At 73.5% G+C, this 25889-nt stretch carries 27 protein-coding genes and 2 pseudogenes; 11 read left to right on the top strand and 18 right to left on the bottom strand.

What is annotated here, in order from left to right; all coding sequences use genetic code 11:
- Positions 1-53: 53 nt before the first annotated feature.
- Both R6Y94_RS06985 and R6Y94_RS06980 read left to right on the top strand, forming a co-directional pair.
- Entirely contained in the window at positions 54-539 is a 486-nt protein-coding gene (locus tag R6Y94_RS06985) for a GNAT family N-acetyltransferase (RefSeq protein WP_318394943.1), read from the top strand.
- Between the two features lie 169 nt (positions 540-708).
- The gene (locus tag R6Y94_RS06980) at positions 709-1677 is read left to right on the top strand and encodes an ATP-dependent DNA ligase (RefSeq protein ID WP_318394942.1); all 969 of its coding nucleotides are present in this window, start codon (positions 709-711) and stop codon (positions 1675-1677) included.
- Between the two features lie 48 nt (positions 1678-1725).
- On the opposite strand, the gene R6Y94_RS06975 is transcribed toward R6Y94_RS06980, so the two are convergent.
- Positions 1726-2475 (bottom strand): class I SAM-dependent methyltransferase, encoded by a 750-nt coding sequence (locus R6Y94_RS06975; protein ID WP_318394941.1) that lies wholly within the window; start codon positions 2473-2475, stop codon positions 1726-1728.
- 135 nt (positions 2476-2610) lie between these two features.
- The gene (locus R6Y94_RS06970; RefSeq protein WP_318394940.1) at positions 2611-3837 is read right to left on the bottom strand and encodes a DUF418 domain-containing protein; all 1227 of its coding nucleotides are present in this window, start codon (positions 3835-3837) and stop codon (positions 2611-2613) included.
- Between the two features lie 96 nt (positions 3838-3933).
- Here R6Y94_RS06970 and R6Y94_RS06965 point away from each other — a divergent pair, with 96 nt between their 5' ends.
- Entirely contained in the window at positions 3934-4665 is a 732-nt protein-coding gene (locus R6Y94_RS06965) for a TetR/AcrR family transcriptional regulator (protein WP_318394939.1), read from the top strand.
- A gap of 142 nt (positions 4666-4807) precedes the next feature.
- Here the strand turns inward: R6Y94_RS06965 and R6Y94_RS06960 are convergent, their stop codons facing one another.
- The 5 genes from R6Y94_RS06960 to R6Y94_RS06940 form a co-directional block, all read right to left on the bottom strand.
- A complete protein-coding gene (locus tag R6Y94_RS06960; RefSeq protein WP_318394938.1) occupies positions 4808-6133 on the bottom strand; it encodes a PHB depolymerase family esterase in 1326 nt (441 codons plus the stop codon).
- Between the two features lie 179 nt (positions 6134-6312).
- A complete protein-coding gene (locus tag R6Y94_RS06955) occupies positions 6313-7353 on the bottom strand; it encodes a LacI family DNA-binding transcriptional regulator (RefSeq protein WP_318394937.1) in 1041 nt (346 codons plus the stop codon).
- A 180-nt stretch (positions 7354-7533) separates the two neighbouring features.
- Positions 7534-8529, bottom strand: a complete 996-nt coding sequence (locus tag R6Y94_RS06950; protein ID WP_318394936.1) for an asparaginase — start codon at positions 8527-8529, stop codon at positions 7534-7536.
- 123 nt (positions 8530-8652) lie between these two features.
- Entirely contained in the window at positions 8653-9426 is a 774-nt protein-coding gene (locus tag R6Y94_RS06945) for a Clp protease N-terminal domain-containing protein (protein ID WP_318394935.1), read from the bottom strand.
- A gap of 56 nt (positions 9427-9482) precedes the next feature.
- Positions 9483-9920 (bottom strand): hypothetical protein, encoded by a 438-nt coding sequence (locus tag R6Y94_RS06940; protein WP_318394934.1) that lies wholly within the window; start codon positions 9918-9920, stop codon positions 9483-9485.
- A gap of 248 nt (positions 9921-10168) precedes the next feature.
- Between R6Y94_RS06940 and R6Y94_RS06935 the strand changes: the two are divergent.
- Positions 10169-10282 (top strand): annotated as a pseudogene (locus R6Y94_RS06935) (DNA-binding response regulator); the annotation flags it as partial.
- Positions 10283-10316: 34 nt separating this feature from the next.
- Here the strand turns inward: R6Y94_RS06935 and R6Y94_RS06930 are convergent.
- Positions 10317-10955, bottom strand: a complete 639-nt coding sequence (locus R6Y94_RS06930) for a hemerythrin domain-containing protein (RefSeq protein WP_318394933.1) — start codon at positions 10953-10955, stop codon at positions 10317-10319.
- Between the two features lie 245 nt (positions 10956-11200).
- Between R6Y94_RS06930 and R6Y94_RS06925 the strand changes: the two genes are divergently transcribed.
- On the top strand, positions 11201-11662 hold the full coding sequence (locus tag R6Y94_RS06925; protein ID WP_318394932.1) for a pyridoxamine 5-phosphate oxidase: 462 nt from the start codon (positions 11201-11203) through the stop codon (positions 11660-11662).
- A 69-nt stretch (positions 11663-11731) separates the two neighbouring features.
- Here the strand turns inward: R6Y94_RS06925 and R6Y94_RS06920 are convergent, their stop codons facing one another.
- Positions 11732-12904 carry a serine hydrolase domain-containing protein gene (locus tag R6Y94_RS06920; RefSeq protein ID WP_318394931.1) on the bottom strand — a complete coding sequence of 391 codons (1173 nt, stop codon included), beginning with the start codon at positions 12902-12904 and terminating at the stop codon, positions 11732-11734.
- A 112-nt stretch (positions 12905-13016) separates the two neighbouring features.
- On the opposite strand from R6Y94_RS06920, the gene R6Y94_RS06915 reads away from it, so the two are divergent.
- Positions 13017-13493: a hypothetical protein gene (locus R6Y94_RS06915; protein ID WP_318394930.1), complete on the top strand. Its 477-nt coding sequence runs from the start codon at positions 13017-13019 to the stop codon at positions 13491-13493.
- A gap of 214 nt (positions 13494-13707) precedes the next feature.
- Here R6Y94_RS06915 and R6Y94_RS06910 read toward each other — a convergent pair whose 3' ends face one another.
- The 3 genes from R6Y94_RS06910 to R6Y94_RS06900 all read right to left on the bottom strand — a co-directional run bounded on the left by R6Y94_RS06910 (position 13708) and on the right by R6Y94_RS06900 (position 15769).
- The gene (locus R6Y94_RS06910; protein WP_318394929.1) at positions 13708-14013 is read right to left on the bottom strand and encodes a hypothetical protein; all 306 of its coding nucleotides are present in this window, start codon (positions 14011-14013) and stop codon (positions 13708-13710) included.
- Positions 14014-14414: 401 nt separating this feature from the next.
- Positions 14415-15227 carry a hypothetical protein gene (locus R6Y94_RS06905; protein ID WP_318394928.1) on the bottom strand — a complete coding sequence of 271 codons (813 nt, stop codon included), beginning with the start codon at positions 15225-15227 and terminating at the stop codon, positions 14415-14417.
- A gap of 77 nt (positions 15228-15304) precedes the next feature.
- The gene (locus tag R6Y94_RS06900) at positions 15305-15769 is read right to left on the bottom strand and encodes a hypothetical protein (RefSeq protein ID WP_318394927.1); all 465 of its coding nucleotides are present in this window, start codon (positions 15767-15769) and stop codon (positions 15305-15307) included.
- A gap of 241 nt (positions 15770-16010) precedes the next feature.
- On the opposite strand from R6Y94_RS06900, the gene R6Y94_RS06895 reads away from it, so the two are divergent.
- Positions 16011-16661, top strand: coding sequence for an alpha/beta hydrolase (locus R6Y94_RS06895; RefSeq protein ID WP_318394926.1), 651 nt, complete (start codon positions 16011-16013; stop codon positions 16659-16661).
- Positions 16662-16757: 96 nt separating this feature from the next.
- Here R6Y94_RS06895 and R6Y94_RS06890 read toward each other — a convergent pair whose 3' ends face one another.
- The 3 genes and pseudogenes from R6Y94_RS06890 to R6Y94_RS06880 all read right to left on the bottom strand — a co-directional run.
- Positions 16758-17876 carry a nucleotide disphospho-sugar-binding domain-containing protein gene (locus tag R6Y94_RS06890; RefSeq protein WP_318394925.1) on the bottom strand — a complete coding sequence of 373 codons (1119 nt, stop codon included), beginning with the start codon at positions 17874-17876 and terminating at the stop codon, positions 16758-16760.
- Between the two features lie 99 nt (positions 17877-17975).
- Positions 17976-18128, bottom strand: coding sequence for a hypothetical protein (locus R6Y94_RS06885; RefSeq protein WP_318394924.1), 153 nt, complete (start codon positions 18126-18128; stop codon positions 17976-17978).
- Positions 18129-18224: 96 nt separating this feature from the next.
- Positions 18225-18794: pseudogene (locus R6Y94_RS06880) on the bottom strand (ATP-binding cassette domain-containing protein); the annotation flags it as partial.
- 159 nt (positions 18795-18953) lie between these two features.
- Between R6Y94_RS06880 and R6Y94_RS06875 the strand changes: the two are divergent.
- The 4 genes from R6Y94_RS06875 (at position 18954) to R6Y94_RS06860 (ending at position 22210) form a co-directional block, all read left to right on the top strand.
- Entirely contained in the window at positions 18954-19292 is a 339-nt protein-coding gene (locus R6Y94_RS06875; protein ID WP_318394922.1) for a PadR family transcriptional regulator, read from the top strand.
- Entirely contained in the window at positions 19289-20146 is an 858-nt protein-coding gene (locus tag R6Y94_RS06870) for an ATP-binding cassette domain-containing protein (protein WP_318394921.1), read from the top strand. The genes R6Y94_RS06875 and R6Y94_RS06870 overlap by 4 nt, the downstream gene beginning before the upstream one ends.
- Before the next feature lie 2 nt (positions 20147-20148).
- Entirely contained in the window at positions 20149-20832 is a 684-nt protein-coding gene (locus R6Y94_RS06865; RefSeq protein WP_318394920.1) for an ABC transporter permease, read from the top strand.
- A gap of 190 nt (positions 20833-21022) precedes the next feature.
- Complete coding sequence (locus tag R6Y94_RS06860) at positions 21023-22210, top strand: MFS transporter (RefSeq protein WP_318394919.1); 1188 nt, start codon at positions 21023-21025, stop codon at positions 22208-22210.
- Positions 22211-22343: 133 nt separating this feature from the next.
- Here R6Y94_RS06860 and R6Y94_RS06855 read toward each other — a convergent pair whose 3' ends face one another.
- The 3 genes from R6Y94_RS06855 to R6Y94_RS06845 all read right to left on the bottom strand — a co-directional run bounded on the left by R6Y94_RS06855 (position 22344) and on the right by R6Y94_RS06845 (position 25843).
- Positions 22344-23318 (bottom strand): hypothetical protein, encoded by a 975-nt coding sequence (locus tag R6Y94_RS06855; protein WP_318394918.1) that lies wholly within the window; start codon positions 23316-23318, stop codon positions 22344-22346.
- Between the two features lie 81 nt (positions 23319-23399).
- Positions 23400-25439, bottom strand: coding sequence for a glycogen debranching N-terminal domain-containing protein (locus R6Y94_RS06850; protein ID WP_318394917.1), 2040 nt, complete (start codon positions 25437-25439; stop codon positions 23400-23402).
- Positions 25436-25843: an SCP2 sterol-binding domain-containing protein gene (locus R6Y94_RS06845; protein ID WP_318394916.1), complete on the bottom strand. Its 408-nt coding sequence runs from the start codon at positions 25841-25843 to the stop codon at positions 25436-25438. Before R6Y94_RS06845 ends, R6Y94_RS06850 begins: the two co-directional genes overlap by 4 nt.
- Positions 25844-25889 lie beyond the last annotated feature (46 nt).

Here is a 25889-nt window from a genome sequence, read left to right as displayed (position 1 = left end):
CCGGGTTCGTATCCCGGTTGTCCGCCCCCGGACCGCACGGTTAGCGTCACGGCGTGCAGATCCGCGAGTTCACCGCGGCCGACTGGCCCCGGGTGTGGCCGATCGTCCGGGAGGTCGTACGGGCCGAGGAGACGTTCACCTACGACCCTCGGATGACCGCGGAGCAGGCGTACGACATCTGGGTCGAGTCGGCGCCGGGGCTGACCGTGGTGGCCGTCGAGGACGACCGGCTGCTCGGTACGGCGAAGATGGGCCCGAACCGGTCCGGTCCGGGCGGCCACGTCTCGACCGCCAGCTTCATGGTCGCCGCCGACGCCCGGGGCCGGGGCGTGGGTACGGCGCTGTGCCGGTACACCCTGGACTGGGCGAAGCGGCGCGGGTACGCCGGCGTGCAGTTCAACGCCGTCGCCGAGTCCAACGAGCGGGCCGTCACGCTGTACCGGCGGCACGGGTTCGCCGTGGTGGGTACGGTGCCGGGCGCCTTCGCCCATCCGACCCTGGGCCGGGTCGGCCTGCACGTCATGTACCACGAGTTCTGATGCTCGGGACGATCGCCTACCGGCACGACGAGTCCGGGCACAGCGTCCGGCTGTGCTCGGCTGACGGGGTGCCGTCCGCGCCCCACACCACGGCCATCATGTCCGGCTCGCGGGCGGCGCCCGGCCCGGCGGAGTTGACCGTACGGCGGCACCCCTGGAGAGTGGTTCGATGACGGGCAGAGCCGACGAGGTACGGGACGGGGTCTCCCTGACCAACCTCGACCAACCCCTGTTCGACGGGGCGGACGCGACCAAGCGGGACCTGGTGGACTACCTCGACGAGGTCCGCGACCCGCTGATCGGCCAGTTGCGGGACCGGCCGCTCTCGGTGATCCGGGTGCTCCGGGGCCAGCCGCCGTTCATGCAGAAGAACGTGCCGCGTTACACCCCGTCGTGGGTCTCGACGGTCACCCTGTGGGCGGAGGCGTCCCGCCGCGAGGTGTCGTACGCCCTCTGCAACGACCGGCGCACCCTGCTGTGGTTCGGCAACCAGCGGGCCGTCGAATACCACCCCACCCTGGTCACGGCGCAGCGGCGGGACCGCGCCACCCATCTGGTGCTGGACCTCGATCCACCGGCCCCGGACACCTTTCCGCTGGTAGTGGGCGCCGCCCAGCTAGTCCGGCAGGTACTGGCCGAGGCGGGGTTGTCCGGGGTGGTGAAGACCAGCGGGGCGAAGGGGGTGCACATCTTCGTACCGGTCGAGCCGGAAGCGCCGATCGAGGACGTGGCCGCCGCGACCCGGGCACTGGCGGCCCGGGCGGAACGGCTGGATCCCGCACTGGCGACCACCGCCTTCATCCGGGAGGACCGCGGCGGCCGGGTCTTCGTCGACTCGACCCGGTCCGGCGGCGCGACGGTGGTCTCGGCGTACAGTCCTCGGCTCCGGCCGGGCGTGCCGGTGTCGTTTCCGGTTTCGTGGGAGGAACTGGACCGGGTCGCCCCGGCCGACTTCACCCTGCGTACGGTGCCGCGCCTGCTGGACGGGCACGACCCGTGGACGGAGCGGATGCCGGAACCGCAGCGGCTCCCCGCCGACCTGGTCGCCGAGGGGCACACCATCCCGATCGCCCGGGTGCAGGCGATGCACGAGGGCAAGCGCCGGGCCCGCGCCCGCCGCGCCGCCGAGGCGGACTGAGCAGGGTCCGCCCCCCGAGGCCGACCCAGCGCGGCCCGTCCCGATCGATCAGGCCGGCGCGTAGTAGGAGACGACGGCGGGCTGGCCGGTGTAGTTGGGGCCCGCGCGGTCGTCGGCACCGAGATAGCGGTACGGCAACGAGAGCGCCACCGGCCCGGTCCGACTGATCCGCCGCCGTCTCGGGTCAACGGCGAACCCGGCCGACCGCAGCAGGCTGCTCAGCCGGCGACCGGCGGCCCTCCCGTCGGCCAGCCGTACGCTGCTCAGGTCGAGGTCGGCGACGAACCGGCCGTCGTCGACGAGCCAGCCGGCGATCCGGGCCAGCATGCCGAGCTTGTCGCCGACGTAGTGCAGCCCGTGCACGCAGGTGATCAGGTCGTAGCGGCGCGGCGGCGTCCAGGTGCCGATCGGGGCGCAGACCAGGTGGGGTGCGCCGACGCCGACCGGGCTCCGGTCGTCCCGCCCGCGCTCCGGGTCGGGCGCGGCGGCGTCGAAGAAGTCGACCAGGTCGACCCCGGTGATCGCCACCCGGTCGGCCAGGCCGGCCCGGTGCAGCCGCCACGCGGCCTGGCCGAGTGCCCGGCCGCTGCCGCAACACAGGTCGAGCCAGCCCACCGGCGGGATGCGCGGCTCGGCCGGGACGCCGGGGTGGACCCGGGCGACGAGCCAGTCCAGCGGGTGGAATCCGAGTTCCCGGGTGTAGCTGTTGACGCCGTCGAGTTGACGCTCCCGGTTCATCGCCGAGTTCGCCACCACGGCCGACGAGGCAAGTGTCTCGTCGTCGAGTAGTCCGCGCATGGCGCGACACTCTGGCAGAGCGTGCCACCGCGCGACATCCGGGGCGGGACGGTGAACACGGCGATCGACGCGTCGCGGTCCACGCGGCGCGTCGATCGCCGTCCGGGCGGCAGTGCGGCGGGCTCGCGTGCGGTGTCAGGCCGGCTGCCGGCGCCAGGCTGGCCAGGCCGCGTTGGTGGCGGCGCGCAGGTAGAACTCGGCCGGGCCGTAGCGGTGGGTGGCCAGCCAGCGCGCGCTGACCAGGACCTGGAGCAGGAAGATCGCGACGGCGAGGAGTACGGCGGTCAGCGGCGAGACGTGGCCGATGAGTCCGAAGCCCCATCCGGTGAAGAGGATCGCGCAGACCACCGACTGACCGAGGTAGTTGCTCAGCGCCATCTGCCCGGCCGGCGCGAGTACGGCGGCCAGACGCCGCCCCGGCCGGGTACGGAAGAACTCCAGCAGGGTGCCGACGTAGGCGGCGGTGAGCAGCGGCGCGGTCAGTACCGTGACCGCCACGGCGAACATGTTCAGCCGGGTGGTGCCGCCGGTGCTGGCCAGCACCACCCCGCCGGCCAGGCCGACCGGATATCCGACGTACTGGACGATGCGCAGCGCCCGGCGGTACCGGCCGGCGTCGGCGAGCACCTGCCGTTTGCCGGCGGCCAGCCCGACCAGGAACGCGGCCATCGCGAGCGGCCCCTGGAACCCGGCGAGCCCGGCGAGCATCTGCGGCATCGCGCGGAGGTGCTCGACTATCACCGAGCCCGGGTCGCCGCGCAGCGTTTCGGTGGACTCCTGTCCGGCGGCGATCGCGGCCGCCGCGTCCGGGGCGAAGACCGTGCCGGAGAGCGCCGACATCGTCAGGAAGAGTGCGACCACCCCGGTCAGCACCCCGGCGGTGACCAGCGCGGTACGGGGCCGGATGCCGCGCACGACCAGCAGGATCAGCCCGAGCACGGCGTACGTGCTGAGGATGTCTCCGTGGAACAGCAGTACGGCGTGCGCGGCGCCGATCACGAACAGTCCGGCCAGCCGGCGGAGGAACCGGGGCACGAAGGCGGCGCCCTGCCGGGCGGCGGAGTCGAACTGCAACGTGAAGCTGTAGCCGAACAGGAACGCGAAGAGCAGGTAGAACTTCAGCTCGAACAGTAGCGCGACTACCCAGCGCACGGCCTGGTCGAGTCCGGACGAGAAGGCCGGGTCGTCGATGCCGTGCCACGGGAAGGCCGTGGCGAAGAAGGCGATGTTGACGACCAGGATGCCGAACAGCGCGAAGCTGCGCAGCGCGTCGATGTCGCCGAGACGACGGCCGGCAGTGTATGACGGCGGGCCCGGCGCGGCCGGACGGGCGAAGGCGGGAATCTCGGTTCGGCTGCTCATGGCGAGGACTATACGGTCGTCCTATACATACGTCTATGACGTTTGTATAAGACGATTGTATTGAACGGCCGTATAGGGCGCCGCTAGGATCAGAACGTGGGTCATCGGGAACAGCTCCTGGCCGGCGCCAAGCGCTGCCTCTACGAACGCGGGTACGCCCGCACCACTGCACGGGACATCGTCGCCGCCTCCGGCACCAACCTGGCCTCCATCGGCTACCACTTCGGCTCGAAGGAGGCCCTGCTCACCGCCGCGATGATCGAGGCGATGGACGAGTGGGGTGACGAACTCGACCGGGCCATCGCGGTCGATCCGGACGCAAGCCCGCTGGATCGGCTGACCGCGATCTGGACCGGGGTGTCGGAGTCGGTCACCCGGCACCGGCAGCTCTGGGCCGCCTCCGTCGACCTGGCGGCCCAGGTCGACCACCACCCCGAACTGCGGGAACGGCTCGCCGCCGCGATGGCCGCCGGGCGGGCGGGGTTCACCTCGGCCGTTCTCGGCGGCCCCGGCAACAGGGTCGTCTCCGACTCCACCCCTGTCGACACCGACGGTCCCGACAACGACAGGACCGGCGCGGCGCACGGGGCTGAGGACGCGGCGCCGGGAGGTCCGAGGTCCGAGGTCGGGGCACTGGTGATGGCCGTGATCAGCGGGTTGAGCGTGCAGTGGCTACTCGACCCGGAACGAGCGCCCTCCGGAGCGCAACTGGTCGAGGCGCTACGTACCCTCGCGGCGACGGCCGGCCCGGCCGGCAGCCCGGCGTCCGGCGACGGCCCGGCGTCCGGCGACGGCCCGGCGTCCGGCGCCCCGACGACACCGGCCTGACCGGACCGGAGAAAGACGGGCCGGGGGGGGGGGGGGGGGGGGGGGGGGGGGGGGGGGCCCCCCCCCCCCCCCCCCCGCCTCTCCCTCGCGCGGCCCGTCGCGCTTCGATAACGACTGGGGGTCGATCGGGTACGGAACCGGGTCAGCTCAGCGTGCAGGCCGTCCCGTTGAGACTGACCGACGCCGGCCTACCGGTGTTGCCGGTGTGGCTGGCCTGGAAGCCGATCCCGACCGACGCGTTCGGCGCGATGGTGCCGTTGTAGCTGGCGTTGCGGGCGGTCACCGCACCGCTGGCCGGACTGTAGGACGCGTTCCACCCCGAGGTGATGGTCTGCCCGGCCGGCAGGGTGAAGGAGAGCGTCCAGCCGTTGATGGCGGAGGTGCCCTGGTTGGTGATGCTGATCGCGGCGGTCAGCCCGGCGTTCCAGGCGTTCACCGCGTAGCTGACCGCGCAGCCACCGGCCGGCGGCTCGGTCGGCGGTTGGGTCGGCGGTTGGGTCGGCGGCGACGTGGTGGTCGGTACGGCCGTCGGGGTCCCGGTCGGCGTGGCGGTGCTGTCCAGCCCGAAGAACCGGATCGCCTCGGCCGCGTTCACCGGCAGGTTGTGCGGTACCCCCTGCATGCTGATCGCCTCGACCGGCGCCGTCGGGCCGCTGCCGCCGTAGCGGGTACGGGTGTTGCCGGATTGCGGCGTGTCGGTGAAGGTCGGGGTCTGACTCAGTCCGTGCACGTTGGTCCACTGCTTGATCTCTTCACCGAAGTTCGGGTAGCGCAGCGTCTCGTCGTTGGTGCCGTGCCACAACTGCATCCGGGGACGGGCACCGGTGTAGCCGGGGTACGCGGCCCGGACCAGGTCGCCCCACTGCTGGGCGGTGCGGATGACCTGACCGTTGGCGCACTCGCTGTTCCAGGTGGAGCCGCCGGTGGTGGCGAAGCAACTGTGCGGCACACCGGCGAACGCGGCCCCGGCGGTGAAGACGTCCGGATAGTTGCCGAGCAGCACGTTGGTCATCATGGCGCCGGAGGAGACACCGGTGGCGAAGACCTGTCCGGTGCTGTAGCGCTGCTGGACGTACCGGACCATCGACATGATCGAGACGGGGTCGCTGCCGCCGTCGCGACGCAGCGCCTGCGGCGAGTAGACGTCGAAGCACTGCCCGCTGCGGGTCGCCGAGGGGTAGATGACGATGTAGCCGTACCGGTCCGCCAGCGAGGCGAACTGGGTGCCGGAGTAGAACGCGGGGCCGGTACCGGTGCAGTAGTGCACCGCGACCAGGATCGCGGGACGCGTCGCCAGCCGGTCCGGCACGTAGAGGTGCATCCGCAGGTTGCTGGGGTTGGTGCCGAAGTTGGTCACCTCGGTCAGCGCCGCCGCCGAGGCCGGGGTGGCCACCGTCAGGCTCACCAGGCCGGCGGCCAGCACCACCGCACTGCCCGCGACGGCGAGTGCGCGTACGAGTCGTCCCATCCTGATCCTTTCTCGACCCGGCGAGGCACGATCACGGACGGCGATCCGGGCGTCCCGCCAGTTGAAACATCCCAAAGTATCGATGGGAATGTTTCACTGCACAAGACATAGACTGACATGAGTTCGTGACGACGGTGTGGGGCCGACGAAACCGAAGCTCGGAGTGGAGCCGCGCGGGTTCAGCCGAGTGCCGGCGGGGCGGTGCTCTCCCGCACGACGAGTTCGGTGGCCAGCTCGACCCGGTACTGGTCCAGGAACTGGCCCGCCGCGAGGTCGATGATCATGCGGGCGGCGGTCACCCCCATCTGCTCCAGCGGCTGGCGGACCGTCGTCATCGGCGGCCCGGACCAGCGGGTGAACGAGAGGTCGTCGAAGCCGACGACACTCAGCTCGTCCGGGATGCGGACCCCGGCCCGGCGGGCCGCCTCGTAGACCCCGAGTGCCTGGAGGTCGTTGGCGGTGAAGATCGCGGTGGGCGGGTCGGGCAGCGCCAGCAACTCGCGGCCGTCGGCGAGGCCGCCCTCGACGTACAGGGTGCTGATCCGCACCAGGTCGGGATCGACCGGTACGCCCGCCGCGTCCATCGCCGCCCGGTAGCCGTCGAGCCGGGCCCGGCAGCACGGCCACTCCGGCGGCCCGCTCAACATGGCGATCCGCCGGTGCCCGAGATCCAGCAGGTGCCGGGTGGCGGCCAGCCCGCCGTTCCAGTTCGTCGCACCGACCGACGGGGTCTGGTGCAGCGGCTCCCCCGTCGGATCCAGCACGACGAGCGGGATCGACCGGGTGGCGAGCTGTGACTGCTGTGCGACGGTCAGCTCGGAGAAGACCGCGATCACCCCGATCGGCCGCCGGGCCAGCACCTGCTCGGTCCAGGCCCGCCCCGGGGTCAGCCGGCCCTGCATCTCGGTGAGTACGACGGCCAGGTCGTGCTCCCGGGCCACCTTCTCGACACCCCGGATGATCTCCAGTGCCCAGAGACTCTCCAGCGCGTGGAAAACCAGCTCCACGATGGCCACCGAGGTCGACCCACCCGGCCGGCGGTAGCCGTGCTCCCGCAGGATCGCCTCGACCCGCTTCCGGGTCTCCAGCGCCACTCCGGTCTGTCCGTTGATGACCCGGGAGACCGTCGGGGCGGAGACCCCGGCCAACCGGGCGATCTTGGCAACGGTGAGCACCCTGCCACGCCCGCTCCGGGCCGCCTGCGGATTGGTGCCGGTCATCGCCGCAGCCTACGCGAACATCGACCGATGGCACCGTCCCCGCGTCGGGCCGGCTCGGCTTCGTCGTCCGGCCAGAGTGGAGTGACCCGGGCCGCCGCCGGCTCACCCACCGGGCGGTGGGGGACCCGGGCCGCCGCCGGCTCACCCACCGGGCGGTGGGGGACCCGGGCCGCCGCCGGCTCACCCACCGGGCGGTGGGGCCAGCCGGTCGAACCAGTCCCGCGCCGCCGTCACCCCACCGCCGTCGCCGAGGGCCACCATCAGCGCGACCCACGCCTTGCCGGCGGGCAGGCCCCGGGCGCCGATCGCGCCGACCCGGGCGGCCAACCCGGCGGGTGGCGGCAACTCCGCCAGGCCAACCGTCCGGGTACGACTTCGGGAGGCGACCACCACCGGGACGTCCCACCCGGTCAACTCGGCGATCGCGGCGAACAGGCCGGCCGGGACGTTGCCCGGCCCGGTCCCCTCGAGTACGACACCCCGGGCGCCCGCGTCCACGACCGCGGTGAGCAGCCCGGAGTCCATTCCCGGGTACGTCTTCAGCAGCGCCACGTCCGACTCCGGCTCACCGTACGCCTCGGCGGGCCGGGGCGGCGCCGGGCCGATCCGCTCGACCCGCTCCCCGACGACCCGGCCGAGCGGCGCGAACGGCCTCGACGAGAACGCCCGGACCGTGGTGGCGTCGACCATGCTCGCCCAGCGGGCCGCGTGCAGTTCGTCGTCCACGCAGACCACCGCGCCCGCCCCGCGCAGCAGCGGATCGGCCGCGACGGCGATGGACGACGCCAGGTTGCGCGGGCCGTCTGCGGAAAGCTCGTCGAGCTGCCGCTGCGCGCCGGTGAACACGATCGCGCCACGCTGGGCGGCCGGGCCGGCCAGTAGGTCGGCGAGGTAGGCGGTCTGCTCCAGGGTATCGGTGCCGTGGCTGACCACCACGCCGTCGAATCCGTCCGCCAGGATGGCGGACCGGGCCCGGCGGGCCAGCCCGAGCATGGTGCCCGGGCTGGTGTCCCAGCTCGGCTCGGCGAGCACGTCCTCGACCACCACGTCGGCCGCGAGCCGTTCCGGCGGGATCCCGTCGAGCAGTTCCGCCCCGGACGCGACGCGCTCCTGTCCCGGGCTGGTCGAGTAGGCGATGGTGTCCTTGGTCGCGAGCAGCAGCACCCGCCTGGTCATGTCCGATCCCTCCGGTCCGGGCCCGCGCTAGGGCAGGTCGGTCAGCAACGGCAACGCGAGCACCAGCAGGAACGTCAGCATCGCGACGACCGCCGGCAGGATCCTGCGCATCTCGGCGGCCGGTCAGTCGGCGTCGGTCCCGCCGGCCCGCTCCTCCAGCCGTTCGAGCCGGGCGACGATCGGCTGGAGTTCCCGGCGTACCGCGGCGGCCAGCAGCGCGGCGACCTCGGGTGACGGTCCGGCGGCGCCGGCCGGGTCCACCTGCGGCGGGGTCTGGGCCCGCAGGTGGACGTAGCCGGCCAGGGCCGCCACCACGGCCCGGCGGGTCAGCCGCAGCTCGGCACCGAGCGACCGGAGCAGTTGCCCGCCGACGCCGTCGGGCTCGGCGATCAGCCCGAGCAGCAGGTGCTCGCAGCCGACGTAGTTGTGGCCGAACGCGGTCGCCTCGGTCACGGCCAGCTCCAGGGCGTTCGCCGCCGGCCCGCTGAAGTGCAGGGTGTCGTCGGGGTCACCGCCGGGCTCGGCGACGGGCCGGGCGGTGAGCTCCTGGAGCAGCCGGTCCGGCTCGATCTCCTCTGCCCGCAGCACGTGCAGGGCCAGGTTGGTCCCCTCGGCCAGCATCCCGCCGAGCAGGTGTGCGCTGCCGACCGCCGCCGCCCCGTCCCCCCGGGACCGGTCGACCGCGAGCAGCACCGCCGTGCGGGCTCGGGGGGTGAAGTTCGGCAGCCGGGCGGCCAGGTCGGCGTCGTCGAGATCGCCGAGGGCGGTCTCCCGGATCGCGGTAACCCGGCGTACGGCCTGCTCGAGGGCGCGCTGGCAGACCGCCGAGACGGGAATCCCGGCGACCCGCACCGCCTCGGCCAGCTCGTCGGGGAGATAGACGTTGATCTTCGGCATCGCCGGGCTCCTCTTCGTCGGCACCGTGGGCCGACCCCACTATACCCCCTATGGGGTTATGAGGTACCCCCGCCGATACCCCGGAGATCCGCCTCGTCGTCGGCGACCGGCCCGCCGAGCTCGCCGGCCCCGTACGGATCCAGGACCTCCAGCACCCGCCGACCCCAGCGCTCGTGTGCCGCCTGCCGGGTGACCCCCGCCGCCCGCGCGATCAACTCCCAGGTCACTCCCCACCGACGCAGGCCGACGACGCTGGCGAACGGGTCGACACCGGAGGCCAGGACGATCCGGAAATGCAGCAGTTGGGACGCGACCTCGCGCTGCCGCCCGACCGCTCCCTCCTGCTCCGCCGCCCACTCCGGACTGCCGGGCGCCGGACGGCCACCGATCAACAGGTCGGCCTGCCGGCTCGCCTCGTTGACGGCGGCGTTGGCGGCCGCGACGGCGGCGGGGGCGACATCGACGGCGAGCGCGGTCTCCACGAAACTGTCCATGCCGTCAAGCTATCCTTGACAGAATCGCTTCGTCAAGCCAGCCTTGACAGGAACGGATCCGTCGGAGCGTGCCCGTGCTACCGGCGGGCCTGTCGGAGGGCGGCGACCAGGAAGGCGAGGCCGAGCAGCGCGAGCGCGCAGCCGCCCACCAGCAGCCGGCCCGGGCCGGTCGGACGGCCGTCGACCCGTGCCGCGCCCCTGAAGTCGAGCGCGGCGAGACCGTTCAGCGCGAGTACCAGAGTGAGGTAGCCGGCCTGGACAAGCACGTCGGCACCATCCTGGCCACGCTCGACCTGCCGCCGACCGAGGACACCAACCGCCGGGTGCTCGCGGTGCTGGCCTACCGCACCGGCCGGAGCTGACCGCCGGACGCCTGGTCAGCCTTTGCCGGACGGCTCACACCTGGCCCGGATAGAAGCCGTGCCGGGCGAGCGGGCCGATCAACTGCGACTCCTCGTACGCGAAGTGCGACAGCAGGGTGTCGGTGAGCAGGTCGATCGCCTCGGTGATCGGGCCGTAGTCGGTGGGGTTGCGGGCCAGGTGCACCAGCGCCGCGTCGACCCCCTCCAGCACCTCGTGGATCGCCAGGTGCTCCTCGTGCAACCGGTCGAGTACGGCCGCCAGATCCGGCTGGCTGCGGCGCAGGTGCGGGAAGATGCCCTGGCTCTCCATGGTGTGGTGGGTCGCCACCGCGCGGCACTGCGCCTGGCAGACCCCACCCAGGGTCCAGTCGTTGGCCCGGATCGTCATCACGTTGAGCTGGTCGCGGGCGTCGCCGATCTGGGAGGTGCCCTCCTTGACCTGCCGGAGGATGTCGCGTACCTGGCGCAGTTCCGCCCGGTAGTGGTCGTGCACGTCGACCAGGTGCCGGCCGGCGTACCGGCCCTGATGGGTGAAGGTGACCTCGGGCGGCGGCTCGGGTGCGGTCGGCCGGGTCGCCTCGTCCAGCACGCTCTTCGGGCTGCGCCGCTCGGTCGGCGGGGCGGTCGGCAGCACACCGGTCCGCCGGGTCAGCCAGTCGTTCTCGGTGGTCATGATCTGCCTTCGATGATCTTCCGGGGGTTCCGATTATCCGCCACGCCGATCCGGGTGATCATCCCCAGGGCCCCCGCCGTGATCGGCACGACCGGTCCGCGAAACGGTCGGCGGCAGATCGGCCGCGAAACGGTCGGCGACGGATCGGCCGGTCGGCGGTAGGTTGGAGGCCGTGGCCGAGCCGCGCCTCGGTCGGACCTCCGGCCCGCACGGAGAACGGGCCGGTCCGGACCCCGGAGGATCATGTGGCGAGCTGGCGGGAGATCGAACAGGACGCACCGGACTTCGCGGCGCGGGTCCGGGAACGCTTTTCGGCCGGCACCAACAAGACCATTGCCACGCTTCGCCGGGACGGCTCGCCCCGGATCAGCGCCTCGGAACTCGAGTTCGGCGACGGCGAGGTCACGCTCGGCATGATGGGCGGCTCGATGAAGCTGCTCGACGTGCGGCGGGATCCGCGGATCGCCGTACACAGCCCGACCATCGAGCCGCCCGCGGACGCGCCGGAGAGCTGGCCCGGTGACGCCAAGCTGGCCGGCCGGGTCGTCGCGATCCCGCCACCGGCCGACACCCCGCACTCCGGCGCCGGGTTCTTCCGGATCGACATCACCGAACTGGTGCTGACGTACGTCGGCACGCCGGCCGACCATCTCGTGATCGAGTCGTGGCACCCCGGCACCGGCTGGCGGCGGCGGACCCGGGACTGAGCCGCCGGGGCCGCGCCGCGCCGGGGCCGGATCGGATACCGCCGGCCGTGCCCGGGCCGCCGGTCGTGCTCAGTCCGGTTGGCGGGACGCCACTGCCCGGACCGCCTCGACCAGGCTGGCCGTCCGGGGGTCCGGGGTCATCGTGACGCGCAGGCCGTTCATCACGTACCCGAAGGCGATGCCACTGGCCGGGTCGGCGTAGCCGAGCGAGCCACCGTGACCGGGAAAGCCGAAGGCGGTGGGCGACCACCAGGACTGGTCCGGCAGGGGCAGGCCGAAGCCGAGCGCGGGTCGGGTCGGCACCATCAGCACCCGGTCGACGCCGCTGGCCTGCTCGGCGGTGGCGGCGGCCAGAGTGGCCGCGTCGAGGATCCGGATCCCGTCGACCTCGCCGATCAGGCCGGCGTAGAACCGGGCCAGTGACGACGCGGTGCAGATGCCGTTGACGGCCGGTATCTCGGCCGCCCAGGTCGCCGGGTCGGCGAGGTCGAGCGGCGGGTCGGTCACCGACACCGACCGGACCAGCAGCGAGGCCGGATCGGTGTACGTGGCGAGGACCTCGCGCAACTGCTCGGGCACCGCCTCGGGGGCCGCGCCGGTGGCCGGCTGCTCGACCAGCCGGCTGACCCGGTGTGCCTCGCCGGCGGGCAGACCGATCCAGAAGTCCAGGCCGAGCGGCTTGCCGATCTCGTCGGCGAAGTACGTGCCCAGGCTGCGGCCGGAGACCCGGCGCACCACCTCACCGACCAGCCAGCCGTAGGTCAGCGAGTGGTAGCCGTGCGCCGTGCCCGGCTCCCAGACCGGCGCCTGGGCGGCCAGCGCCTCCACGACCGGTTGCCAGGCCAGCGCCTCCGCCAGGGAGACCGGACGGTCGAGCACGGGCAGCCCCGCCTGATGGGCGAGCAGCCAGCGGACCGGGATGCCGGCCTTGCCGGCCGCCGCGAACTCCGGCCAGTATTCGGCGACCGGGGCATCGAGGTCGAGCTGTCCCCGTTGGACCAGCAGGTGCGCGCAGGCCGCCGGCACGCTCTTGGTGGTGGAGTAGACCACCTGGAGGGTCTCCGCCCGCCAGGGTCGGCCGGTGGTCGGATCGGCGGTCCCGCCCCAGAGCCGGACCACTTCCCGGCCGTGCCGGTAGACGCTGACGGCCGCACCGATCTCCGACCGGGTCTCGAAGTTCGCCAGGAAAGCCTCCCGGACCGGCTCGTAACCCGCTGCCACGGTGCCGCTGACCACGGACATCGCACTCTTCCCTTCCAGTGGTCGAACCCGGACGGCGAGCCCGCCCGGGCGATCCTGTCAGGGTATCCTGACATATGCAGTCAGGGAACCCTGACAGCAATATGCTTACGGAATGGCCGAGGAAGTTGTCCCGGGGCACGCGAACCTGATCGGGTTCCGGTTGCCGGACGGCACGGTGAGCACCGCCGCCGCCGAGCCCGCCGGCACGGTCGGTTACCGGGCCCGGTGCTCGTGCGGCTGGGTCGGCACCGGCGACTATCCGGCCGCCGACGAGGGACGCTGGATGGCGACCTCCGAGTGGAGCGGACACATCCGGCCGATCCTGGCCGCCACCCCGCCCGACTGGCTGCTGAACGGCTCCGACACCCTCCGGGACAACGTCGCCGAGCTCGCCACGACCTGGCCGTTGCAGGCGCTGGGCATCCTCGCCGAGGTGGAGCGCTGGCAACGGCCGCTGATCGAGCGGGCCGTGGCGGCGGCCCGGGAGGCCGGGCTCTCCTGGGCCGAGATCGGCAACGCGCTCGGCATCAGCCGGCAGTCGGCGCACGAGCGGTTCCGCAACGTCGCGCCGACCAGGCCGTCCGCCTGACGGCCGACTCCCCCGTGGCCACCTGTGGGGGTCTCGTAGCCCGTGACGGAGTCTCAGGTCCGACGTCGGATCGGTGTCAGGTCCGACAGTGACCAGAGATCAGTTCTCGATTGTCCCGGCGAGCTGAAGACACCCGGCGCTCCGGGGGTTCAGGGCACGATCGCGTACAGCCCGTCGGTCGGGTCGACCACGGCGTTGAGTCGCGCCCCGACCGTCAGGTCCGGGTGGTCCCTGCACGACGAGACGGATTCGAACGGTTCGGACCCGAAGCACTGATCAGCAGGCGCAGCTCGATTCCGCTCTCCTCGCCCGGCGAGGTGGGCCGCACCGCTGTGATCTCGGCGGTCGCGGGGACGCCGATCGCCTCCAGCCGGCGCTGATCCCGGCGGGCCCGGTCATCCAGCCGCGCCTCATGCAGGACCAGCCTGACACACGACACGGTGACCGCGACCCCGGCGACGGCCATGATCCACCGGTTGCCGGTGGGCTCCCCAGCGGCAAGGAACGCGGCGGCGTACACCAGGAACGGGCCGATCAGCAGTAGCGGCGCCGCCAGAACCCGCGGTACCAGCCGCCCGAATCTGTTGGCGGAGAGGTTCGCCGGGCGCCACCCGTGATCGGTGCCTGACCAGATGAGCGCGCTCCGGCCGGCACAGATCCCCGCGGCACCAACGGCATACCGTCACCCTAACCGGGGTGATCAGAGCCCGGCCATGACGACAGCCGGTGGTTTCTACGGGCAACCCTGCACCCGGCGAGTGCGGCGGCCGGTGCGGTGGGACGACGCCGTACCCGACCGCCCCGAAGAACGGCGGGCGACCGTCCGATCCCGACGACGGCGCTCCTATGTGGTCACCCAAGGGCTCCTTCGACGTCGGGCCGGGCCTGATCCCGGGCCGACCCTCCGGCGGCCGCCGGAGGTCAGCTCGCCCGGGCCGCGCGCCACCGCCGGGCCGTACCCCGCTGCCGGGCCTCCTGGCTCGCCGACCCGCGAGCCTTCCCGGCCGGCGACGGCAGCCAGCGCCGGAGCTGAGCCGCACGGCTGGCGGCGGCGAACGCCTCCTCCCGCAGGCTGCGAGCCGCCGCAGCGGCCACCTCGGCGTCCCGCCAGGCGGCCCGTTCCCGCTCCTCCGCCGCCCGGTGCGCGGCGAGCAGACTGTCCCGGGCCGCCCGCCGGAGCACGATCTCCTGTTCGGCCGGGTGCCGGCGCGGGTCCCAGCCGTTCCGGTTGGCCAGCGCGTCGCTCAGTTGCAGTACCGTCAGCTCCTGCCGGGTGCAGGCCACCATCGCGGCACGGTGCAGGAAGCGCTCCCGGTCGGCGTACTCGGCCGGGGTGCGCGGGGTGCGCGGCTCGGGCAGTACGGCGGCGGCGGCGACCCGGCGGGCTGCGGCGTCCGCCGCCTCGTACGCCTGCCAGGCCGCCTCGACCGCCTCCTGCGCCACCAGCCACTCGTCCCGGCGCCGCTGGGCGGTCACGGCAGACCGCTCGGCGGCGACCGCCACCTCCTCGGCGTACCGGTGCAGCTCCGTCGCCCGGGCCACCAGCCGTTGCCGGCGTCCCTCGGCATCCCGGACCGCCACGTCGTAACCGGATTCGTCCCGACGGTCGGTCGTGGCCGCCTGCGGACGCACGACGAGCCAGATGCCGGCGGCCAGCGCGAGTCCGAGCAGTACGAGCCAGAGGGTGGTGGACCGGGTCAGCTCGATCAGGAAGTCGAACAGCAAATTTTCCATTACGGCACCTCACGGGTGGACGATGCGGACGAGGAGTCGACGGGACCGGACCGGAAGCGGTCGAGCGCGACCGGTCCTCAGTCGCGCGGCGGTGCGCGCGGCCCGACCACCCGGGCGTACGCGTTGCCGGCCGGCCACACCCCGGCCGCCGGACCGACCACCGGCCGGTCGGGCTGCCCACCGAGCACGTCGGCCCGGACCAGTACCGTCGGCACCACCGAGCCGGTCGCGACGGACCGCTCGTCGGTCGCCACGGCACCCTTGAGCGTCTCCGAGGGCTGCTCGGCCAGCGCGACGGGCGGCCCGTCGGCGGCACCGGACGCCCCGTCGGCCTCGGCACGTTGCCCGCCGTCGGCCTCGGGACGTTGCCCGATCCACACGGCCGGGGCGGTTGCCGGCGCCTCGGCCCCGGCGGCCCGGACAGCCTCCACAGTCGACTCTGCGGCGGGTCGTGCCCCGCCCGCCGCGAGGGCGGGGTCGGAAAGCCCGGTCCGGGCGCCACCGGCACCCAGCAGCAGGCCCATCAACACCAGGGCGGTCACGAACCGCACCGACCGGCACGCAATCCACCACACGGGGCGGACCAGCGCGACGGATAGCACGAACCCCAAGCTACCTCGGGTCGGCCGGAACCGCTCGTCGAGCCGGAGCGGCCCTGGTCACGCCGGCTTCCCGTTGTCCAGGCCCGTAGCGGCCGACGACTGGAGCCGACGGCGTTACGCCGTCAGCGGAGTCGGCATCTCCGGCTGGCCCGACCGGGGGTCCGGCGGCCATGCTTGGCCGATGACAGAGCGGGGCGTCGTGTTGTGGCTGCCGGGCGGCGGCTGGCGCGGCTGGTCGGACGAGGACGGCGCGGCGCTTGCCGGGCACGGGCTGACGGTGGTGCAGGGCCGCTACCGGTTGAGTTCCGAGGCCACCTGGCCGGCCCAGCTAGCCGACATCCGGGCGGCGGCGCGGGAGCCGCTGGCCCGGGCCCGGGCTGCCGGGCTGCCGTTCCTGGTGGCCGGCGACTCGGCCGGTGGCCACCTCGCACTGCACCTCGGGTTGCGCGGTGTGGCCGAGCCGGACGACGTCGACGGCGTACTCGTCTTCTGGGCGCCGATCGATCCGCTGGACGAGGAGTTCCTCCAGGCACGTCGCGGGGACAACCCGTGGGAGGCGCTGCTGGGACACCGGCCCACGGCCGGCGACCCGGCGACCGTGGACGCGATCCCGCACAGCCACGTCGGCAACCGGGTACCGGTGCTGCTGGCGCACGGTGTCACGGACGCCTCCGTACCGGTCGGCCAGGCGGTCGCGCTGACCTCGGCGCTGCTCCGGGCCGGCCACCCGGTGCACTCGCTGGTCACGCACGGCGGACACGCCCTGCCGCTCGACCGGCCCGACATCCGCGCCGTGATCGCGGCCTTCCTCGACGCCAACCTGCCCGGCTGACCGTCCGACCGGGCAACGGGAGCGGGGCCGCCGGGCCGGGCGTAGTTCGGCCTGGTTGGGCAGGGACGCCCCGGCGAGCGTGCGCCGGGCCGGCGCTCAGCCGAGCAGGGCTTCGAGCCGGGGTACCAGTTCCGCCGGTGCCGGCATCGCGGCCATCTCCCGGCGTACCTCGTCGGCGGCCGAGCCGAGACGCGGGTCGCCGACCAGTCGGGCCAGCTCGGCTCCGGTGATCGCCCGTTCGGGTACGGCCAGTCCGGCACCCCGGGCCGCCACCAGCTCGGCGTTGTGCCGGCGGTCGCCCGGGCCGGGCACCACGAGCTGCGGTACGCCCGCGGCGAACGCGCCGAGCACCGAACCCGCCCCTCCATGGTGCACCACTCCGGCACAGTGCGGCAGCGCCGCGTTGATCGGGATCCACTCGACGGTACGGACGTTCTCCGGCGGCGGCCCGTGCCGCAGCACCCGCCGGTCCGGGCGGACCAGCACGAACTCCGCGTCCACCCCGGCAGCGGCCCGGACCACGGCGGTCATCAGCGCTCCCCCACCCGGGCCGGCCACCGTGCTGCGGCTGACCAGGATCCTCGGCCGCCCGCCCGGCTCCCGGAGCCACTCCGGCAGCTCGCCGACCCCGGTGGCGGGTATGCCGCGCAGCGCCCAGCCGGCCCGCTCGCCGACCACGCTGGGCGGGGCGATGGTCAGGGTGGCGGCGCTCGGACGCAGGCTGCCGATGCCGCTGCGCTGCTGTGCCCGGACCAGCCGGGCCGCGGTCACCCGGACCAGCTCGGCGCCGTCGAAGAGCGAGTTCTCGTGCAGTACCGCCGGCACCGCCCGGCGGGCGGCGGCGAGCGCCCCGGCCACGGCCAGCGGTTCGTGCACGACAAGGTCCGGCTGCCAGCGGTCGGCCAGGGTGACCAGTCCGTCGATCATCTGCTCGTTGGCCGCGCCGAAGAGCAGCCCCACGCCCCGGGTGCCGGCCCGGCCGGCCAGTTCCGCCCGGGCGACCAACGGGTGGCGCAGCATGGTGCGCCGGGCGATCCGGTCGAACCGGAACCCGGGGGCGATGTCCTCGACCGGCAGCCCGGTCCGGCGTACGGCGAGTCCGTCACCGCCGGTGGCGAGCAGCACCTCGTGACCGGCGTCCCGGAACGCCTCGGCGAGCGGCACCATCGGGAACACGTGTCCGAGCAACGGCGCCGACGCGAAGAGCACCCGCATGCGGTCAGCCTAGAGAGCCCTTCCCAGCCTCCCCGACGCGGTCCGCCGTGATTCGGATGGACCGAGACGTCGGCGCCATCCCGTCCCGGGTGGCAATCCTCAGTGAGCGTCGCGCCGCCGCTCCGCACCGGTCAGGGTGACGAAGCCGGCGACGCCGAGCAGCGGCCAGGCCGGGACCGGCACCGGACAGGTCCCGGCGACCGGTGCCAGCGACCCGGCGGCCCAGCCCGCGCCGACGGCGACCGGCAGCACCAGCCGGCCGGTCAGCAGCGCCCGGCCGGAGAGGCCGAGCAGCCGGCCCAGGGCGGGCAGGTCCCGGTCCCGGCGGCCGGGAGCGCGGTCACCGGGTCAGGCATGCCGGGCCGGTACGGTCAGCGGCTCGGCCCCGGCCGCCGCGATCAGCACCGGGTCGTGGCTGGCCAGCACGACGGCTCCGGCCCGGCGGGCGTACTCCCGCAGCAGGCCACCGAGGGCCGTCCGGCCCGCCTCGTCGAGGTGCCGTTCGGGCTCGTCGAGCAGGAGCAGTCGGCTGGGTCGGGCCAGCACCAGGGCGAGGGCCAGCCGTTGGCGCTGGCCGGTGGAGAGCCGTCCGGGCAGCACCGACGCGAAGCGGGTGACGCCGAGCCGGGTGGCGAGTTCGTCGGCGGGAAACCAGCCGGGCGGTACGGGCCGGTTGGCGAGCCGGACCAGTTCGAGGTGCTCGCCGGCGGTCAGGTTCGGATACCAGGCGGCGTTCTCCAGCAGGCTCGCCACGGTACGCCGGAACGCCGGAGAGCGTTCGTCGGCCGGTGTGCCCTCGACGAGTACCCGACCGGCGAGCGGGCGGAGCAGGCCGGCAAGGCAGCGCAGCAGGGTGGACTTGCCGGCACCGTTCGGTCCGGTGACCGCGAGCACGTCTCCGGCGTCGACGGCGAGCCGCACTCCCCGGAGCAGCACCCGGTCGCGGTAGCCGACGTCCAGTTCCTCGGTCCGCAGGATCATCGTTCCCCCCGTTTCCCGCACCCGTGAACCTCGGGCAGCGTACCGTCGGCCACTAGGTTGCTGTGCCAGCTAGCTGACTGTGCTACTTTCTTCGCCGTGGATCAGGAGCGCCGTGGCCAGTGGTTACGCGGGGTGCTCGACCTGTGCGTTCTCGCCCTGCTGCACCGTCGGGAGTCCTACGGATACGAGTTGGCCCAGTCGCTGGACGCGAGCGGCATTGGCCCGATCCAGGGCGGCACCCTCTATCCGGTGCTGCTCCGGCTGCAACGGACCGGCCTGGTGAGCGCGCAGTGGCGGGAGGGCGCCGCCGGCCCGGCCCGCAAGTACTACCGGATCACCCCGGCCGGCGCCGAGACGTTACGCCGGACCGCCGTCGACTGGGACGCCTTCGCCCGTGGGGTGGGGACGGTCCTGCGGGAGGTGCAGACACGGTGAACTCCGACGGATGGCTTCAGGCGCTCGCCGGTGAGCTGCACCGCCACGGCCTCGATCCGGACCTCGCCCGGCACGTCGTCGCCGAAGCCGCCACGCACCTGCGGGACAGCGGCGAGCCGCCGTTGCAGGTCTTCGGACCGCCCGCGACGTACGCGACGGCCGTCGCGGAGAGCGTCGGCGCACCGCGGGCCAACGGTGGCGTCGGGGTGGCCCGGGTGGGCACGTCGGGCCGGTCGCCGCAGCCTCCCGGACCGGTCCGGTTGGAGGTGCGCGGCATCACCAAGCGCTACCGCCGGCGCCCGGTGCTGACCGGCGTGGACCTGACCGTGCGGGCCGGCGAGATCGCCGCCGTGGTGGGGGCGAACGGCGCCGGCAAGAGCACCTTCCTGCGGATCTGCGCCGGCCTGCTCAGCCCCGACACCGGCCAGGTCCGGGTGCACGGCACCCTCGGCTTCTGCCCGCAGTCCGGCGGCACCGCCGACTTCCTCTATCCGGAAGAGCACTTCGTGCTGGTCGGGGCCGGGCGCGGGCTGCGCCGGGCGCAGGCCCGGGCGGCCGGTCGGGCGCACGCCGCCGCGCTGGACTGGGAGCCGGCGGGCCGGACCCAGGCCCGGCACCTCTCCGGCGGCACCCGGCAGAAGCTCAACCTGGTGATGGCCGCGCTCGGCGAACCGGACGTGCTGCTGCTCGACGAGCCCTACCAGGGCTTCGACCGGGGCACCTATCTGGACTTCTGGCAGCAGCTCTGGCGCTGGCGCGCGGACGGCCGGGCCATCGTCGTGGTGACCCACCTGCTCAACCAACTCGACCGGGTCGACACCGTACTCGACCTGACCCCGGCCCGGGAGATTTAGGCATGACCAAGATCTGGACGGTGGCGGAGCTGGCCCTGCGCGAGGTGGTCCGCCGCCGGGGCGTACTGCTGATCCTGCTGGTGTTTCCACTGGCCTTCTACGCCAGCCGCCGGGACGACCATGCCGGCCAGTCGATCCGGTTCGTCTGCCTGGGACTGAGCTGGGCGCTGAGCACCGCCGCACTCTTCGCCGGCAGCGCGGCCCGGGGCATCGAGCCCCGGCTGCGGCTCTCCGGCTATCGGGCGCACCACCTGCATCTGGGCCGGCTGCTGGCACTCTGGACGGTCGGCGCGGTGCTGTCGGTGCCCTACTTCCTGCTGGTCCGCTTCGATCAGGACGACGTCCGGTACGGCGCCATCGCACTGATCATGGCGTTGACGGTGGCCACCGCCGTCCCCTTCGGGCTGGCGCTGAGCGCGATCCTTCCCCGGGAGCTGGAGGGCACCCTGGTGCTGCTGATCGTGGTCGGGCTCCAGATGGTGATGGATCCGGCCGACACCGCCGCCCGGGCGCTGCCGTTCTGGTTCAGCCGCGAGATCGGCACGTACGCCATCGACCACACCGACAGCGGCTACCTGGCCCGCGGCCTGGTGCACGGTGTGGTCCTGACCCTGGCGCTCACCGCCGTGGTGGCGACCGCCTCCGGAATCCGGCTGCGAAAGCGCCGGCACCTGAGGTTCGAATGAGCCCGCTGGCGCCGTAGAGTTGTCCGGGTGATCCCGCTGGAGGCGGCCGCCGCCGCGTACGCGACCTGGATCACTCCTGACCTGCCGCTCTACGGCAACGACCACGAGCGCGCCGACTTCGCTCCCTGACCGGCCGGTTCCGCCCCGTCCACCGGCCCGTCACCTCCACCCCCTCCGGGAGCGATCCATCGTGTCCTCGACCGTCGACACCTCCGCACTCACCGTCCTGAGAACCCCGCAGACCGCCCGGGTACTCGCGGCCAGCCTGCTCGGCCGGATCCCGCTCGGCGCGGCACCGCTGGCCCTGCTGGTCTTCGCCCGGGAGACGATGACGCTGACCCTGGCCGGGCTGCTGGTCGGGGCGTACACCGCCGGGATGGCGTTCGGTCAGCCGATGCTGGCCCGGCTCGCCGACCGCTGGCGGCAGCCGCCGGTGCTGTGGCTGGCGGTCGCCGTCTCCACCGCGGGCTTCACGCTGGTCGCGGCGCCGCTGGCCAGGCCGCTGACGGTCGGCGCCGCCGCGCTGGCCGGGCTCGGTGCGCCGCCGTTCGAGGCGTGCCTGCGGGTGCTGTGGCGGGACCTGCTGCCGGAGGAGCGGATCCACACGGCGTACACCCTGGACACCGCGACCCAGGAGCTGATCTTCGTGGTCGGGCCGGTGCTCACCCTCGGCGCGGTCGCCGGGTTCGGCCCGGCCGGCGGGTTGGCCACCGCCGCGCTCTGCCAGGCCGCCGGCACCGTCTGGTTCGGCACCGCCCCGGCGGTCCGTCGCTGGCGGGGGGTGCCGGCGGTACGGCACTGGGCCGGCCCGCTCCGCTCCGGCCCGCTGCGGGTGGTCCTCGGCGCGCTGGTGCTGATCGGTGCCGGCGTCGGCAGTGTGGCGGTGGCGGCGACCGGTTACGCCGAAGCGTCCGGGGGACGGTCCTGGGCCGGCTGGCTGCTCGCCGCCCAGGCGCTCGGGGCGCTGACCGGCGGTCTGCTCTACGTCCGGTCCGGCACCGCCCGCCGGTACGGCACGCTGCCCCGCGCGGCGGCGGCGCTGGCGCTCGGCTACCTGCCGCTGCTGTTCACCCCCGACCCGCCGGCCATGCTGGCGCTGATGGCGGTCAGCGGGCTGGCGCTGCCGCCGCTGCTCACCATCACCTTCGTCGGGATCGACGGGATCGCGCCGGCCGGTACCGCCGCCGAGGCGTTCGCCTGGGCCGCCACCGCCTTCTCGGTGGGCAGCGCGTTCGGCGCGGCGGCGACCGGTCCGCTGCTGGACGGCACCGGCAGTGCCACCGCCGGATTCGCCATCGCCCCGCTGACGATCGGACTCGCCTGGCTGGTCCTCGCCCTGGCCGCCCGACGACCGGCGGTCACCCCGGCCGGGACCTGAGCCGGGCCGCCCAACGCAGGAACGTGAGCCGGGCCGCCCAACGCAGGAACGTGAGCCGGGCCGCCCAACGCAGGAACGCGGCCCGGCTGCCGGCCCAGACTCGTCCGGCGCGGCACCGCCCGGTGTGGCCCGCTCAGTGCTCGGGGCCCGGGGCGGGCGGGTCGAGGAACAGGGCCAACCGGTCGACGCTGATCGCGCTGATCAGCAGCCGCTCCTTGTGGTTGCCGAGCAACCGGCGGGTCCAGTCGACGAAACCGCCGTCGCCGAGCTCGATCCGCTCACCGTCGAGCACCGCTCCGATCTTGAAGCACCATCCGCTGTAGTAGCGCCGGCCGCCGGAGCGGTCCGGGTCGTCGCGTACCAGGATCTTCGGGTGGTCGGCCAGGGCGGCCCGGGCCGCCTCCGCGATCGGCGCCGCCGCCGGATCGAGCACGGTGAGGGCGATCTCGATCGTCTCCACCCCGGCCGCCTCCAGCGCCGCGCAGAGGATCCGCAACTGCTCACCGCAGCTACGCCGCTCGAACGCCAGGCTGCCGGTGTCCCGACCGGCGGTGACCAGGGCGAGGAGGCTGAAGTGGGCGAACCGGCCGGCCCCGGCGAAACGCTGGGCCCGGATCACCCGTTGCAGGGTCGCCAGCCGCACCGGCGGGGCCGACCGGCCGTCCCGGGCGAGCAGTTCCCGGCGCCGGACGGCCGCCTCCAGCGCCAGCCCGTTGGTGGGGTCGGCCGCCACCTCACTGCCCCGGACCGTGGCGAGCACGTTGTTCTGGTTCACCCCGGCGACCACGGAATGGGTACCCAGCGGTGCGACCGGGGCGAGGGTGAGCAGTTCGTACCGGCCCGGGACGGCGGAGAGCAGCAGGTCCTCGGCCCGGCGCAGCCGGCGGAACCCGGCCTGCGCCGGTGCGACGAAGCGGTCCTCGGTGTAGCGGCGGAGTACGTCGGCCGGGGTCAGGAAGCCCGCCCGGGTCCGGAACGCGGCCAGCAGCAGGGTGACCAGATCCGAGCCGGACAGCCGTACGCCCAGGGTGTTCAGGATTTCGGCGCCGCCGGCCTGGCGCAACACCCGGGCCAGCGCGGCCCCCTCCACCATGTCAGGATCCGCCATCGCATATCGCTATCACGGCGGATCGCCTTCCACCACCCGCATTTCCATTCCGCCGGTCGCGCCACCGTCCACCCTGGCCGGTCACTCGGGTTCCAACCGCACCCGGCCCCGGCCGAACGCGTCGGTCCGGCCCCACCGTCCCGGAATGCCGATCAGCTCGATCCGGCCGAGCCGCTCCGGGATCGCCGGGTCGATCGTCAGGTGGTCGTGGTGCGGCCGCAGGCCGAGCAGGGTACGCAGCAGCACCAGTATCGTGCCCGCCGACGAGCTGTGCGGGCTGCACGCCCGGGGGTACTGCACCGGATACCTGGTGAGCCGGCGGTCGTAACCGGCGAACGCCTCCGGCATCCGGCCGCCGAAATACCGGGACGCCTCGACCATCGTCACCGCCAGCCGGGCCGCCTGGTCGGCGAAACCGTACCGGCGCAGCCCCAGCGCGATCAGCGAGTTGTCCGACGGCCAGACCGCGCCGGTGTGGTAGCCGACCGGGTTGTAGCCGGCCTGGTCGTAGGCGAGTGTCCGGATACCCCACCCGGAGAAGAGCGGCCGGCTGAGCAGTTGCCCGGCCACCTGCTCGGCCCGGGAGTCGTCCACGATGCCGCTCCAGAGCAGGTGACCCATGTTCGAGGCGAGGGCGTCGACCTGGCCGCCCTCGGCGTCGAGCGCGAGCGCGTAGTAGCCCCGGTCGGCGACCCAGAAGTCCCGGTTGAACCGGCTGCGCAGGTCGGCCGCCTCCCGCTCCAGCCGGTCCGCGTACGCCGGGTCGTTCCAGAAGGTACGGGCCAGCCGGGCGCCCCGGACCTTGGCGTCGTACGCGTAGCCCTGTAGTTCACAGGTCGCCCGGGGGCTGCCGGGCAGCCGGCCGTCGGCGTACATGATGGCGCCCCGGGAGTCCTTCCAGCCCTGGTTCTCCAGTCCGCCGGGGCTGCGGCGCTCGTACCAGACGTAGCCGTCGTCCATCAGGTTGCCGTAGGTGTCGATCCAGGCCAGCGCCGACCTGGCCTCGTACTCCAGCAGCCGCACCGTGTCGGCGTCCCCGGTCCACCGCTCGTACTCGTCGAGCAGGACCACGAACAGCGGCGTACAGTCCGCCGAGCCGTAGTAGGTGGTGTACGGGGTGTCCTCGAAGCCGCCCGGCTCGCCGTACCGGATCTCGTGCATGATCTTGCCCGGCTCCTCGTCCCGGAAGTCGTCCACCCGACCGCCCTGGAGCAGGGCGAGCGTCCACAGCGCGCTGCGGGCGATCTGCGGCATGAACGGCAGCGTCTGGAAGCCGGTGACCAGGCTGTGCCGGCCGAACACCGTCATGTACCAGGGCAGCCCGGTCGCCATCAGCTTCATCGGGCTGGCCAGCCCGACGTACTGCAACGCGGCGAGGTCGATCAGGCTCCGCTGGTACGCGTCCTCCAGCGTCTCGGAGTCGCAGGTGAGCTTCGGCGCCCGGTCCAGCCACTCCCGCAGCTCGCGCCGCTTCTCCGGCCGCACCTCCTGGTAACCGCGCAGGTTCTCCCGGACGTCCCGGCCGCCCGCGCCCTGGATGGTGCCGATCGCCCGGATGGTCGTGGACCACTGCCCGTGCGCGTCGAGTTCGATCCGGAAGGTCAGACCCTCGGCGTCGATCTCGGCCGGCTCGCTGCTGGTGACGATCGTCTCGGCGATGTGCCGGTCCCGCTGGTGGTGCAGCCGCAGCCGGCCCTGCTCGACGAACTTCGCCGTCCGCCCCAGCAGGGGCCGGGCCTCCCGGGCGTCGAAGACGTCCGCGAAGTCTGAGTCGATCTCCATGCGCAGCGTCAGCACCACCGACTCGTCCCGGTGGTTGAGCACCGTCAACTGTTCCTCGAACACCCCGCCGAGCGACCGCTGCCGGATCACCGAGGTCTTCGCGTCCACGTAGTGGGTCGGCTCGCCGGGCACCAGGAAGAACCGGCACTCGAAGTACTGGAGGTCGTCGATGGAGAGTTCGTGCAGCCGCTCGCCGTCGATGGTGAGCACCCACTTGGAGAGGAACCGGGTGTCCCAGGCGAAGAGCCCGGACGGTACCTCCGGAGACGAGTCGACGTCGCCCCGGGAGTCGCTGAGCATGAACGTGTTGCCGTCCAGGATGCTGACCAGGTCCTTCACGGTCGGCGCTCCCGGTGGCTGGCGCCGCCGCGACCGGCGAACCGCTCCCGGATCCGCTCCCGGGGGTCCCGGGTGCCCGGCGGCGAGGGAAAGGCGCGGCGGAAGACCAGCAGCAGCGGCAGGTTACCCCGCACGGTCAGGTCGTTCCGGTTGTACGCGGCGAGCACCTGCACCTCACCGGTGGCGAGCTTGTCGAACAACTCCTTCTCGGTGGCGACCACACAGTCCGCCTCCCGCTCCTCGTGCGACACCAGCACGTTGCCCCGGTTGATCGCGACGAACCAGTGACCGACCTGGCCGTCCCGGTCGAGGTCGAACCGGAGCGTTCCCCTGGCCTTGGCCGGCAGCAGGTCCGGCCCGCGCTCCTCGATCCGGCTGAAGAACTCGGCGGTCGGATCCGCCATCGGATGACGCCTCCCTCCCGGACTCGTCCGGCACCCGCGGGTGCCG

The organism is Plantactinospora sp. KLBMP9567, assembly GCF_033446045.1.
Taxonomy (GTDB): Bacteria; Actinomycetota; Actinomycetes; order Mycobacteriales; family Micromonosporaceae; genus Plantactinospora.
The sequence above is the reverse complement of the archived record's forward strand: the minus strand, read 5'-3'. Positions and strand labels throughout refer to the sequence as shown.